Source organism: Rheinheimera sp. UJ63 (genome assembly GCF_021568285.1).
GTDB lineage: Bacteria > Pseudomonadota > Gammaproteobacteria > Enterobacterales > Alteromonadaceae > Alishewanella > Alishewanella maricola.
The window spans coordinates 791555-804105 of sequence record NZ_JAKGTQ010000002.1 but is presented as its reverse complement, the minus strand read 5'-3'; the positions used below and the strand labels follow the sequence as shown (position 1 = coordinate 804105).

Sequence of the window (12551 nt, the reverse complement as noted above, 5' to 3'; positions counted from 1 at the left end):
ATTTATCGCAACTGATGCTTTTTTAAACATGTTATTGACTCAAAAGGGGCTTAATTTGTCCAAATTATCGTCTGCTAACTTTTCTGCAACCGCGGTTGACATTCTGCCCTTAACGATTAAACACTTTGATCAAGTGACCCAACTGGCGAACGAGGTGCATGGTGCCGGTTATATGGATAACGAAAAACTCGCTGTTATGCAGCAGCAAGGGATTTACCAAGGCCTCAATGCCAGCTTTGTCGCGCTGGCCGCACAGCAGGTGCTCGGTTACCGACTCAGCTTTGCTGCCGGACAATGGCAGCCTGACGAATGGTGTAGCTGCGAACGTTGGCCGGTTGCCGTTTCGACGATGGCTTACTTTAAATCGGTAGCGGTCAGTCCAAAGCTACAAGGTCAAGGTATAGGCCAACGCTTACTGCAGCAATCAAGCTTAGTGTTAAAACAACAAGGAGCGCGTGCTGGCTTGGCCCATTTATGGCGAGAATCACCCCATAACAGTGCGGTACGTTACTTTAGTAAAGCGGGTGGTGAACTGCTTAAAATCCATGCAAACCGTTGGCAAGCGCTATCCTATCAGGGGTATGCCTGTCCTGTTTGTGAAGGGATCTGTTGCTGTAGTGCGGCTGAAATGGTCATTGTGTTTAAGTAGCGCCTTCGTTTGAGTTATGCATTTAGGCTTTTAACTGCATTGGTTTTCATAAGCTTAGACAAATGGTGAGTAGCCTTTGGCGCTGACAATCTTTACAATTACCGAAAATTAAATACAGAGTGAACTTCATGAGTTTTTGGCCTGAATTTTTAGTGATTGCCGCTGCCCATTTGCTGGCGGTTGCCAGTCCCGGCCCTGATTTTGCGATTGTGCTGCGTTATGCCGTGCGTTATGGCCGTAAAACCGCTGTTTATGCCAGTTTAGGCATCGGGGCCGCCATTTTATTGCACGTTTCTTATTCTCTAATTGGTATTGGGGTATTAATCAAAACCACCCCCTGGTTATTTCAATTATTGTCGGTCGCCGCCGCGTTGTATCTGATTTATTTAGGGCAGGGCGCTATTCGCGCGCAAGCTCCTAAATTAGGCGCCACTGCGGATGTTACTGCGGGTAATGAACAGCTGCCCAGCGCTAAAAAAGCCTTTAGCACCGGTTTTATTACCAATGGCCTCAACCCTAAAGCCACGTTATTTTTTTTATCGTTATTTGCCGTGGTGATTTCTGCACAAACGCCGCTGTTATTTAAAGCAATTTATGGCCTTTACATGGCCGCGATGACCGCGGTGTGGTTTTGCATGCTGTCTTATTTACTGACCCAGCAGCGTATTCGGCATTTTTTACTGTCTAAAGGATTTTGGTTTGACCGACTGATGGGCGTGTTATTGTTGTTATTAGCAGGTCATTTGTTAATTAGCAGTTTTAGCTAAGGCCTGCTTGGTGAGTGCGCGTATTGTCGCTATAATGCGCGCTGTTTTTAATTGCACTGGATTTACGATCCAGCCGAGCAAGAGGATAGATAATGTTTGTTGTTGCTGCTTTATATAAGTTTGTTGATTTACCTGATTTCGAAGAGCTGCGTGAACCTTTATATAATCAAATGGTTATGCATAAAGTCAAAGGCACCTTATTGCTGGCGGCTGAAGGCATTAATGGCACGATTTCTGGCCCGCGGCAGGGGATTGATGCGGTTAAAGCTTGGTTAGAAAGTGACGAGCGCTTTGTTGGCATGAGTTACAAAGAATCATTGGCGCAAGAACAAGCGTTTTACCGTACCAAGGTAAAATTAAAGAATGAAATCGTCACCATGGGTGTGCCTGGTATTGATCCTAAGCATATTGTGGGTACCTATGTAAAAGGCGAAGAATGGAACCAATTAATCAGCGATCCTGAGACTATCGTTATTGATACGCGCAATGATTATGAAGTAGCCATTGGTACCTTTGAAAATGCCATTAACCCCAACACGACTAATTTTCGTGAGTTCCCACAATGGGCTGCCGAGAACTTGGATAAAACTAAACACAAAAAAGTGGCTATGTTTTGTACTGGTGGCATTCGCTGCGAAAAATCCACGGCGTTTTTAAAAGAGCAGGGCTTTGCTGAGGTCTATCATCTGGATGGCGGTATTTTAAAGTATCTGGAAGAAATGCCCGAGCAACAAAGCAAATGGCAAGGCGAATGTTTTGTTTTCGATCAGCGTGTCGCCGTAAAACACGGCCTCGCTCAAGGCAGTTATGATCAATGTTATGCTTGTCGGATGCCTTTATCGGCCGTTGAAATGGCTTCAGAGCATTATGCAAAAGGCCTTAGCTGCCCGCATTGTTATCAAAAGACCACTGACGAGCAAAAAGCCGCTTTTGCCGAGCGGCAACGCCAAGTTGAGTTAGCTAAGTTACGCGGCGAAAAACACATCCGCGATGGTAAATTTGAATAAACGGTCATAGCCTCATTTTACTAACAAACAAGCCAGCGCCTAGCTGGCTTGTTTGTTTTAGCTGTTCTGCTGCCAATCCCGCCTATTAAATCGAATGAATGCTACGGATTAATGCAATTTAACTTTAATTAAATTGATATATGATGGCATTGCACAGGAGATGATCATGCTTAAAAACAGTCAACACCATTATGGATTAATCAGTGTTTTGCTGCATTGGCTGATGGCCTTTATGGTTATTGGTTTATTTAATCTGGGTGTCTGGATGGTCGATTTAACGTACTACAGTAAATGGTACCGTATCGCTCCTGATTGGCATAAAAGTGTTGGGATGTTATTGGCGGTGTTGTGGTGTATTCGTTTGTTATGGCGCCTGTTCAGCCAACAACCCAAAAGCATCGCTAGCCACCGAGCTTGGCAGAGATTGCTCTCTGGCATAGTACAAGCTTATTTGTATTTGGCGATGGCATTGATGGTGTTGAGCGGTTATCTGATCTCTACTGAAGATGGCCGTGCTATCTCCGTATTTGGTTGGTTTGACGTGCCGTCACTTGGGGCATTGTTTAACCATCAAGCCGATATTGCGGGTTTAGTTCATGAATATGTCGCCTACAGCCTAATTGCCTTTGCTTCAATTCATGGCTTAGCGGCTTTAAAACATCACGTTATTGATAAAGATCAGACGTTGAGTCGCATGCTTGGCCGAAAACCTTAATCTTGGAGAATATGATGAAGAAATTATTATTGGCTGCAACGCTGGCTACACTGTCGGCTTTACCGGTTCATGCCGCGGATTATGTTATTGATACGCAAGGTGCCCATGCCTTTGTGCAGTTTAAGATAAGTCATCTTGGCTACAGTTGGCTGTACGGGCGCTTTAATACTTTTGCCGGTGACTTTAGTTACGATGCTGCGGATCTCACCGCCTCCAAGATCCAGTTATCTATCGATACTAACAGCATTGACTCTAACCATGCAGAGCGCGACAAGCATTTGCGTGGCAGTGATTTTTTAAATGTCGCTAAACACCCCAAGGCGACATTTGTGAGTACTAAGGTTGTTGCCAAAGCTGGCGATAACTTTGATTTACACGGTAAACTCACTTTAAATGGTGTGACAAAAGAGGTGGTCATTGCGGCTGAGAAAATCGGTGAAGGCCAGGATCCGTGGGGCGGTTATCGCGCAGGTTTCGCGGGCACGACTTCTTTTGCTTTAAAAGACTTTGGGATTAATTACGATTTAGGCCCTGCATCTAGCACTGTCTTTATGGAATTGAGCATTGAAGGCATAAAGCAGTAAGGTACTGATAAAAAAGGCGACGCTGCTAGATGCCAGGTCGCCTTTATTTTTTAGTCGCTACTGACGCAATAGCTTATTGCTGTAATAAGCTTCCTAATTTAGAACGTGCATCTAAAAAGTCTTGCTCTTCAGTTAACACTTCTGCGATTTGCAGATACAAGCTACGTGCTTTGTCTTTGTTACCTTGTTGCAAATACAACTGTGCTAAGCGCAGTTTTGCACGGCTGATACGGCTTTGTTGGCTGCCTTGGTAATAAGCGAGATAGCTTTCAAGTGCCTCAATACCTTGTTGCTGATACTGATTGGTAAATACCGCCAGTCGGCCAATTTGAAAGCGACTGCTATATTGTTGTATCGGATCAGTTAAAAAGGGTAAGGCTTTTAAATAGGCTTCTTGCGCCGCTAAATAGGCATTTTGCTGGGCTAGTAAGGTTGCTTTGCGTAGTAACAAATCGGGTTGATTAATACTGAGCTGCAGTTGCTGTTCCAGCATAGCTAAGGCTTCATTTAAACGTGACTCATTAACCGCAATCATCACCTTGGCCAACACCCCTTGTACCGCATTTAATTGCTGTAAACGGTTCGCTTGCTCAGCTGCTAATGATTTACTGCCGCCGACATTTGCTGGTGCGGTTTGGTAAAAAGTAATTAACGCTTGTTGTGCCGGGTAGTAATGCGCATCGAGTTCAACCGCTTGTTGAAATAAAGTCAGGGCGTCAGTTGCGCGTTTTCTGGCTTGAAATAATGAACCGGCATTGGCTAAGGCCACTTTGTTTAGCGCCGCTTGGGTCAAAATGGCCACATCATTTGGGTATGCAATAACTAATTGATTAAGCAGGGTGTTGGCTTCTTCACGTTGCAGCTGCTGGATCAGCGCTTTTGCTTTTAACAACTGTAAGGCGGCATTAGGTTCAACTTGCTGCAGTTGTTGCAATAATTGCGGATAGCGTGCTTGCTCAAACAGTTGTTGTAACTCAGTGGGTACAGTGCTGGTGGTAGGCAAACTTAACAGCAGGGAGAGCAAAACAGATTTCATGAATTAGCGGATCACCTAGAGAAACTAATGGGCTAATTTTGCGCGAAATTACAAAAAATAGCTATCCTATTTCGGAATTTCTATTTCAATGTTACTGGCAGGAACGCTACAACAAGGCAGGAATTCGCCACGACGGACATAGGCTAAAGGTTCTTGTAAATAACGAACTTGGCCACTTATCAGCGTACAACGACAGGCACCGCAAAATCCTTCACGGCACTGAAAATTAAGGGAGTGTTGCTGTTTTTCTAGAAAATCGAGCAAATTGCGCTGGCCGCTATCGTACTGTAGCGGCGCTTGCGCATTAACGATCACTTCAGCCATTATGCTTAGAGATCAAAGTCGCCAAATGAGCCACTATCAACTTCATTATCAATTTGGCCAACCAAATAAGAGCTGATTTCTGACTCTTGTGGTGCAACTTGTACGTTATCAGACACTAACCAAGTATTGATCCACGGGATCGGATTTTGCGTGGTGCTAAAGCGCGCTTTTAAGCCAACAGCTTGCATCCGGCTGTTGGTAATAAACTCCACATACTGACATAAGATATCTTTGTTTAAGCCGATCATCGAGCCATCTTTAAACAGGTAGGCTGCCCAATCTTTTTCTTGCTCGGCAGCGCGCATAAAAATAGCGTAAGCTTCTTCTTCGCACTCTTTGGCGATCTCTGCCATTTCGGGGTCATCGTCGCCGCTGGCCATAATATTCAGCATATGCTGTGTTCCGGTTAAATGCAGTGCTTCATCACGAGCAATTAAGCGGATAATTTTGGCGTTGCCTTCCATCAGCTCGCGTTCTGCAAAAGCAAAACTACATGCAAAGCTAACGTAAAAACGAATGGCTTCTAGTACGTTAACCGACATTAAACACAGATACAGCCGTTTTTTCAGTTCACGCAGGGTGATACTGACCGTTTCACCATTGAGCACATGGGTACCAGCGCCATGGCGTTGATACAGGTTAATACCATCAATCAATTCATCGTAGTAACGTGAGACATCTTCAGCACGCTCTAAGATTTTCTGGTTCAACATAATATCGTCGAACACTTTGTGCGGCTCAGACGAGATATTCCGCACGATATGCGTATAGCTGCGACTGTGGATGGTTTCACTAAATGCCCAGGTTTCAATCCAGGTTTCAAGCTCTGGGATCGACACTATCGGTAATAGCGCAATATTGGGTGAGCGACCTTGTACCGAATCGAGTAGCGTTTGGTACTTTAAGTTGCTTAAAAAGATATGTTTTTCATGTTCAGGTAACTGCTGAAAATCGATACGATCCTTGCTGACATCGATTTCTTCAGGACGCCAGAAGAAGCTCAGTTGTTTTTCAATCAGCTTTTCAAAAATGGGATACTTTTGCTGGTCATACCGTGAAACATTGACAGAATTACCAAAGAACATCGGTTCTTTCATTTGGTCGTTCATGTTGCGGTTAAAAGTCGTATACGCCATGTTAGTTACTAATCCTGAGAAACAAAGTGATAAACATCATTGGGTTAAACAGCACCCTAAACGATTGTATTTATGGTGCTAGCCCAGCAGGCTAGCACCACACTGACTAAATTTTACAAGCACCGCCGGCACAACCATCATCTTCTTCTGCTGCGGCCGCTTTAATATCATCTTGCAAGTCTGCTGCACCATCACGAGTATTGTGGTAGTACATGGTTTTAACCCCAAGTTTGTAGGCGTTAAGCAGATCTTTCAGTAAGACTTTCATCGGTACTTTACCGCCAACAAACTTAGCGGGATCATAGTTGGTGTTCGCCGAAATGGTTTGGTCGATAAACTTCTGCATGATCGCGACTAAGGCTAAGTAACCATCGTTAGTCGGAATATCCCAAAGCAATTCGTACTGATCTTTTAAGCGTTCATATTCTGGAACAACTTGTTTTAAAATACCGTCTTTGCTGGCTTTCACACTGATATGGCCACGTGGCGGCTCGATACCATTGGTGGCGTTAGAGATCTGCGAAGAGGTCTCTGACGGCATTAAGGCCGATAAAGTAGAGTTACGTAAACCATATTGTTGAATATCTTTACGCAGCGTTTCCCAATCTAGATGTAAGGGTTCTTGGCAAACTTTATCTAAATCTTTTTTATAGGTATCAATTGGTAAAATACCTTGCGCATAAGTGGTCTCGTTAAACTTCGGACAAGGACCACGCTCTTGCGCTAGTTTCATTGACGCTTTTAATAAGTAAAATTGAATCGCTTCAAAGGTGCGGTGCGTTAAACCGTTAGCGGAACCGTCAGAGTATTTCACGCCATTTTTTGCCAGATAATAGGCATAGTTGATCACACCTACACCCAGAGTACGACGGGCAATCGATGCCGAGTAAGCCGCTGGGATAGGGTAGTCTTGATAATCTAACAAACTATCTAATGAACGTACGGCTAAGTCAGCCAACTCTTCTAGTTCAGATAAATCAGTAATGGCCCCTAGGTTAAACGCAGATAAGGTGCACAGGGCAATTTCACCATTAGGATCGTTCACATGCTCAAGTGGCTTAGTAGGTAAGGCAATTTCTAAACAGAGATTACTTTGACGCACAGGCGCAAGCTTAGGATTAAACGGGCTATGAGTATTACAGTGATCGACGTTCTGTAAGTAGATACGCCCGGTACTGGCACGCTCTTGCATGAACAAGGTAAACAGTTCAATGGCTTTAATCCGTTTTTTGCGAATTTTGCTGTCGGCTTCGTATTTCACATATAAAGCATCAAACTGCTCTTGATCTTCAAAGAAAGCGTCATACAAGCCTGGCACATCCGATGGGCTAAACAGGGTGATGTAGTCGTCTTTGATTAAACGGGTATACATTAAGCGGTTGAACTGCACACCGTAATCTAAATGACGCACGCGGTTTTCTTCAACACCACGGTTGTTTTTCAGAACAAGCAATGATTCTACTTCTAAATGCCAAAGCGGGTAGAATAAGGTTGCCGCGCCACCACGCACTCCCCCTTGTGAACAGCTTTTAACCGCGGTTTGAAAATGCTTATAAAACGGGATACAGCCAGTATGAAAGGCTTCACCATTACGAATAGCACTGCCTAAGGCGCGAATACGTCCGGCGTTGATACCGATACCCGCGCGCTGACTCACGTATTTGACGATAGCGCTTGAAGTCGCATTAATCGAGTCTAAGCTATCGCCACATTCAATTAACACGCATGAGCTAAATTGACGGGTTGGGGTACGCACACCAGACATAATGGGGGTGGGCAAGGAAATTTTAAATAACGAAGTGGCGTCATAGAAACGGCGAATAAAATCCAAGCGTTGACTCTTCGGATAATTCGCAAACAAGCAGGCCGCGACTAAAATATATAAAAACTGCGCGCTTTCATAAATTTCACCGGTAACCCGGTTTTGCACCAGATATTTACCTTCTAATTGCTTCACCGCAGCATAACTGAAGTTCAAATCACGACCGTGATCAATAAAGCTATTCAGTTGATCTAATTCTGCTTCGCTGTAATCGGCCAGGATATGCGCATCATAACGTTTAGCTTCCACCATCTTAACCACATGCTTATAAAGATGAGGTGGCTCAAATTGACCGTAAGCTTTTTTACGCAGATGAAACACGGCTAAACGCGCCGCCATATATTGATAATCAGGGGTGTCTTTCGAAATTAAGTCAGCCGCTGCTTTAATAATGGTTTCATGAATGTCTGAAGATTTAATGCCATCATAAAACTGGATATGCGATTTCAATTCTACCTGTGATACCGACACGTTAGCTAAACCTTCGGCTGCCCAAGTGATCACTCGGTGGATTTTATCTAAATCGAGGGGTTCACGGCGGCCATCGCGCTTGGTCACAAAAAGAGTTTGAGTCATTGCTGAAGTATTCCGTTTCTTTTTAATCATAAAGGGATGCGTGTGCAAAACACGGCGATAAAATAAACCCGTGTTGCTGCTGTATTACACAACATATGGGTGTATTTCTAAATTCGATCACAAGATAGAGTGGATTAATGATTTTTGCAAGAGAGGAAATGCGGCAAAATTTCGGAATATTTAATCTAGTAAGTAGCTGCTAACCTGACAGTCAGTGTGCCGGGTATCACGCATTTTAGGCAAGTGTTTTATGCTAAAAATGCGTAAAAAAATCATTTGTTCTAATAAGCAGCGTTTTAAGTTTATCTGGTTATTAAGCCGCCTGGTTTAGGCGGCTAGCTGTCTTATGCGGGTTTGCGTGCTACCACAAAATAATTAACGTCTAACCCTGGGCCAATTTTAAAGCTGTTATAAACCGGATTAAAGTGTAAACCGGTCGCATCCACGACCTCTAAGCCGGCCGCTTCGATAAAGCGCATTAGTGTAGAGGGGCGAATAAATTTATCAAACTGGTGCGTCCCTTTAGGCACGATCCGTAATAAATGCTCTGCACCTAAAATAGCCATTAAATAGGCTTTTGGCGTTTTATTAATCGTCGAAAAAATTAAAGTGGCGCCAGGCGCAGCTAAATCGGCACAGGCTTTAACCACTGAAGCGGGCTCAGGCACATGCTCTAACATTTCCATGCAAGTGACTAAAGCAAACTTAGCGGGGTGCATTGCGGCAAACGCTTCGGCCGTGCTTTGTTGATAATCAATCGTCAGAGCGCTGTCTAAAGCATGCAAACGCGCCACATTTAAACTTTCGCTGGCCATATCAATTGCGGTGACGTTAGCACCGGCCCGTGCCATGCTTTCCGCTAAAATACCGCCGCCACAGCCCACATCAAGTGTTGTCGTTTCAAAAATGCCACCGACTTGATCGCAAATAAAGCCTAAACGCGTCGGGTTTAACAGATGTAAAGGCTTAAATTCACCTTCTGGATCCCACCAGCGGGCAGCGATATCATTGAATTTCGCGATCTCTGCGGGATCGACATTAGTATGCGTTGTCATAATGCTAACCTTGTTGTTTTTTGTCATTATAAGGCCTTGATCTGTTATGGCAAAGACAGCAATCTTTACACAAGGCATAAACAGGCATGGCAAGGCGCTGATTCTGTGGTAGAATCCCGCGTTGTCTCGCGCTGTAGAAGATCAAAAAAAGCGAGTTATCTATTTGATTTAAGGGAAAATAACGTTTTATGACAGATCTGGCCAAAGAAATAGTCCCGATTAATATCGAAGAAGAATTAAAAAATTCTTACCTCGATTACGCGATGAGCGTCATTGTAGGCCGCGCCTTACCCGATGTGCGGGACGGTTTGAAGCCAGTACACCGTCGTGTGTTATTCGCAATGAAGGAGTTGGGCAACGATTGGAACAAAGCCTACAAGAAATCGGCGCGTGTTGTCGGCGATGTTATCGGTAAATATCACCCACACGGTGATAGTGCGGTATACGACACGATCGTCCGGATGGCTCAGCCATTCTCGTTACGTTATATGTTAGTAGATGGTCAGGGTAACTTTGGTTCCATCGACGGCGATTCTGCAGCGGCGATGCGTTACACCGAAGTTCGCATGGCGCGCATTGCGCACGAATTGCTGGCTGACCTTGATAAAGAAACCGTAGACTTCGTGCCAAACTATGACGGCACCGAAATGATCCCTGCGGTTATGCCAACCAAAGTGCCTAATCTATTGATTAACGGCTCTTCGGGTATTGCTGTGGGTATGGCAACCAATATCCCGCCACACAACTTAACCGAAGTGATCGATGGCTGTTTAGCGTTAATTGCTAACCCAGATATCGAATTGCATGAATTAATGCAATATATCCCCGGTCCCGATTTCCCAACCTCTGCGATCATCAATGGCCGTAAGGGTATTGAAGAAGCTTACCGTACGGGTCGTGGTAAGGTGTATATCCGCGCGAAAACCTTTATCGAAACCGATGAAAAAACCGGTCGTGAAGCGATTATCGTGCACGAAATTCCTTACCAAGTGAACAAAGCCCGCTTAATTGAAAAAATTGCGGAATTAGTTAAAGAAAAACGTATTGAAGGCATATCGGCTTTACGTGACGAATCAGACAAAGACGGTATGCGTATCGTTATTGAATTGAAACGTGGCGAATCAAGCGACGTCATGTTAAACCAGCTGTATACCAACACCCAAATGCAAACCGTGTTTGGTATTAATATGGTGGCCTTGGCCAACAATCAGCCGAAGTTACTGGGGCTGATCCCGATGCTGGAATACTTTATTCTGCATCGCCGCGAAGTGGTTACCCGTCGTACTGTTTATGACTTACGTAAAGCGCGTGATCGTGCCCATATCTTAGAAGGTTTAGCCATTGCGCTGGCCAACATCGATGAAATTATTGAACTGATTAAAACCTCTACCAGCCCAGCCGAAGCGAAAGCCGGTTTAGTTGAGCTCGGTTGGAAACTCGGTGGCGTAACGGCGATGTTAGAGCGCGCCGGTGAAGATGCCGCACGCCCAGAGTGGTTAGAAGCACATTTTGGTATTCGTGATGGTTTTTACTTCTTAACTGAACAGCAAGCTCAAGCCATTCTTGATTTACGCTTACAAAAGCTGACCGGCCTGGAACATGAAAAGATCTTAGCTGAATATAAAGATCTGTTAGAACTGATTGCCGAGTTATTACATATTTTGGCCAGCCCTGAACGTTTAATGGAAGTGATTTGCGAAGAATTAGAAGCCATTAAAGCGCAGTATGGCGATGCTCGACGCACTGAGATCCAGGATAATATGCTGGATATCAATATCGAAGATTTGATCACCGAAGAAGATGTTGTGGTGACCTTATCGCACCTTGGCTATGCCAAGTACCAACCGTTAAGCGATTATGAAGCGCAGCGTCGTGGTGGTCGTGGTAAAGTGGCAACAACGGTTAAAGACGAAGATTTTGTTGATAAGCTGTTGGTCGCCAGTACTCATGATACGATTTTATGTTTCTCGAATCGTGGCCGGATGTATTGGATGAAAGTCTATCAATTACCGCTGGCCAGCCGTACCGCGCGTGGTAAACCGATTATCAACTTATTACCGCTGGAAGAAGGCGAGCGTATTAACGCCATTCTGCCGGTACGTGAGTACGAAGAAGGCAAATATGTCTTTATGGCCACGGCCAACGGTACCGTGAAGAAAACGGCCTTAACGGATTATTCGCGTCCACGTGCCAACGGTATTATTGCGGTTAACCTAAACGAAGGCGATCACCTGATTGATGTCGCGATCACTGACGGTAGCAACGAAATCATGTTGTTCTCTGATGACGGTAAAGTGGTACGCTTTACTGAAGATCAAGTACGCGGCATGGGCCGAACGGCTACCGGTGTGCGCGGTATTCGTTTACGTGAAGGGGGCAGTGTTGTTTCACTGATTATCCCGAACGGCGATAACCCCATCTTAACGGTTACCGAGAACGGCTACGGTAAGCGAACGGCATTAAGCGAATACCCAGCGAAGAGCCGCGCCACACAAGGTGTGGTATCGATTAAAGTGTCTGAGCGTAACGGCTTGGTGGTGGGTGCTGTGCAAGTGTCAGAAAGCGATGAAATCATGATGATTTCAAACAAAGGCACCTTGGTACGTACTCGTGTGAAAGAAGTTTCTGAAGTCGGCCGTAACACTCAAGGTGTTATCTTGATCCGTACTCAAGAAGGTGAAAAAGTGGTTGGCGTGGAACGCATTGATGAGATCCAAGAGGATGAAATCTTAGCGGTAACCGAAGAAGGCGCAAGCCGTACGCCAGAAGTACAAGACAGCCAATTAGCACAAGATGCCAGTGGCGAAGAAGAGTAACCCCTAAAAACGAGCGCTTTGGCGCTCGTTTTGTTTTTAGAATAAAAAATAACCAAGGCCAGTT

Annotated in this window: 11 protein-coding genes; 6 read left to right on the top strand and 5 right to left on the bottom strand. The window is 44.8% G+C overall.

What is annotated here, in order from left to right; all coding sequences use genetic code 11:
* Positions 1–55 precede the first annotated feature (55 nt).
* The 5 genes from L1N97_RS09715 to L1N97_RS09695 all read left to right on the top strand — a co-directional run bounded on the left by L1N97_RS09715 (position 56) and on the right by L1N97_RS09695 (position 3722).
* Entirely contained in the window at positions 56–649 is a 594-nt protein-coding gene (locus L1N97_RS09715; RefSeq protein ID WP_236129649.1) for a GNAT family N-acetyltransferase, read from the top strand.
* A 128-nt stretch (positions 650–777) separates the two neighbouring features.
* Positions 778–1416, top strand: a complete 639-nt coding sequence (locus tag L1N97_RS09710; protein ID WP_236129648.1) for a LysE family translocator — start codon at positions 778–780, stop codon at positions 1414–1416.
* A gap of 92 nt (positions 1417–1508) precedes the next feature.
* Positions 1509–2423 carry an oxygen-dependent tRNA uridine(34) hydroxylase TrhO gene (trhO, locus tag L1N97_RS09705; protein ID WP_229585633.1) on the top strand — a complete coding sequence of 305 codons (915 nt, stop codon included), beginning with the start codon at positions 1509–1511 and terminating at the stop codon, positions 2421–2423.
* A gap of 166 nt (positions 2424–2589) precedes the next feature.
* Positions 2590–3138 (top strand): cytochrome b, encoded by a 549-nt coding sequence (locus L1N97_RS09700; RefSeq protein ID WP_236129647.1) that lies wholly within the window; start codon positions 2590–2592, stop codon positions 3136–3138.
* Positions 3139–3149: 11 nt separating this feature from the next.
* The gene (locus L1N97_RS09695) at positions 3150–3722 is read left to right on the top strand and encodes a YceI family protein (protein WP_236129646.1); all 573 of its coding nucleotides are present in this window, start codon (positions 3150–3152) and stop codon (positions 3720–3722) included.
* A 73-nt stretch (positions 3723–3795) separates the two neighbouring features.
* On the opposite strand, the gene L1N97_RS09690 is transcribed toward L1N97_RS09695, so the two are convergent.
* The 5 genes from L1N97_RS09690 to ubiG all read right to left on the bottom strand — a co-directional run bounded on the left by L1N97_RS09690 (position 3796) and on the right by ubiG (position 9671).
* Positions 3796–4758, bottom strand: a complete 963-nt coding sequence (locus L1N97_RS09690; protein ID WP_236129645.1) for a tetratricopeptide repeat protein — start codon at positions 4756–4758, stop codon at positions 3796–3798.
* Between the two features lie 66 nt (positions 4759–4824).
* Positions 4825–5082, bottom strand: coding sequence for a class I ribonucleotide reductase maintenance protein YfaE (yfaE, locus tag L1N97_RS09685; protein WP_236129644.1), 258 nt, complete (start codon positions 5080–5082; stop codon positions 4825–4827).
* Between the two features lie 5 nt (positions 5083–5087).
* Complete coding sequence (gene nrdB, locus L1N97_RS09680; protein WP_236129643.1) at positions 5088–6218, bottom strand: class Ia ribonucleoside-diphosphate reductase subunit beta; 1131 nt, start codon at positions 6216–6218, stop codon at positions 5088–5090.
* A 106-nt stretch (positions 6219–6324) separates the two neighbouring features.
* Positions 6325–8616 (bottom strand): class 1a ribonucleoside-diphosphate reductase subunit alpha, encoded by a 2292-nt coding sequence (gene nrdA / locus L1N97_RS09675; RefSeq protein ID WP_226751600.1) that lies wholly within the window; start codon positions 8614–8616, stop codon positions 6325–6327.
* Between the two features lie 344 nt (positions 8617–8960).
* On the bottom strand, positions 8961–9671 hold the full coding sequence (gene ubiG, locus L1N97_RS09670; RefSeq protein ID WP_236129642.1) for a bifunctional 2-polyprenyl-6-hydroxyphenol methylase/3-demethylubiquinol 3-O-methyltransferase UbiG: 711 nt from the start codon (positions 9669–9671) through the stop codon (positions 8961–8963).
* 188 nt (positions 9672–9859) lie between these two features.
* Between ubiG and gyrA the strand changes: the two genes are divergently transcribed.
* Positions 9860–12487, top strand: coding sequence for a DNA gyrase subunit A (gyrA, locus tag L1N97_RS09665; RefSeq protein WP_236129641.1), 2628 nt, complete (start codon positions 9860–9862; stop codon positions 12485–12487).
* Positions 12488–12551 lie beyond the last annotated feature (64 nt).

Coding starts and splice junctions, on each gene's coding strand:
- L1N97_RS09710 (WP_236129648.1), top strand. CDS start 778: ATGAGTTTTTGGCCTGAATTTTTAGTGATTGCCGCTGCCCATTTGCTG.
- trhO (WP_229585633.1), top strand. CDS start 1,509: ATGTTTGTTGTTGCTGCTTTATATAAGTTTGTTGATTTACCTGATTTC.
- gyrA (WP_236129641.1), top strand. CDS start 9,860: ATGACAGATCTGGCCAAAGAAATAGTCCCGATTAATATCGAAGAAGAA.
- L1N97_RS09700 (WP_236129647.1), top strand. CDS start 2,590: ATGCTTAAAAACAGTCAACACCATTATGGATTAATCAGTGTTTTGCTG.
- L1N97_RS09695 (WP_236129646.1), top strand. CDS start 3,150: ATGATGAAGAAATTATTATTGGCTGCAACGCTGGCTACACTGTCGGCT.
- nrdA (WP_226751600.1), bottom strand. CDS start 8,616: ATGACTCAAACTCTTTTTGTGACCAAGCGCGATGGCCGCCGTGAACCC.
- ubiG (WP_236129642.1), bottom strand. CDS start 9,671: ATGACAACGCATACTAATGTCGATCCCGCAGAGATCGCGAAATTCAAT.
- nrdB (WP_236129643.1), bottom strand. CDS start 6,218: ATGGCGTATACGACTTTTAACCGCAACATGAACGACCAAATGAAAGAA.
- L1N97_RS09690 (WP_236129645.1), bottom strand. CDS start 4,758: ATGAAATCTGTTTTGCTCTCCCTGCTGTTAAGTTTGCCTACCACCAGC.
- yfaE (WP_236129644.1), bottom strand. CDS start 5,082: ATGGCTGAAGTGATCGTTAATGCGCAAGCGCCGCTACAGTACGATAGC.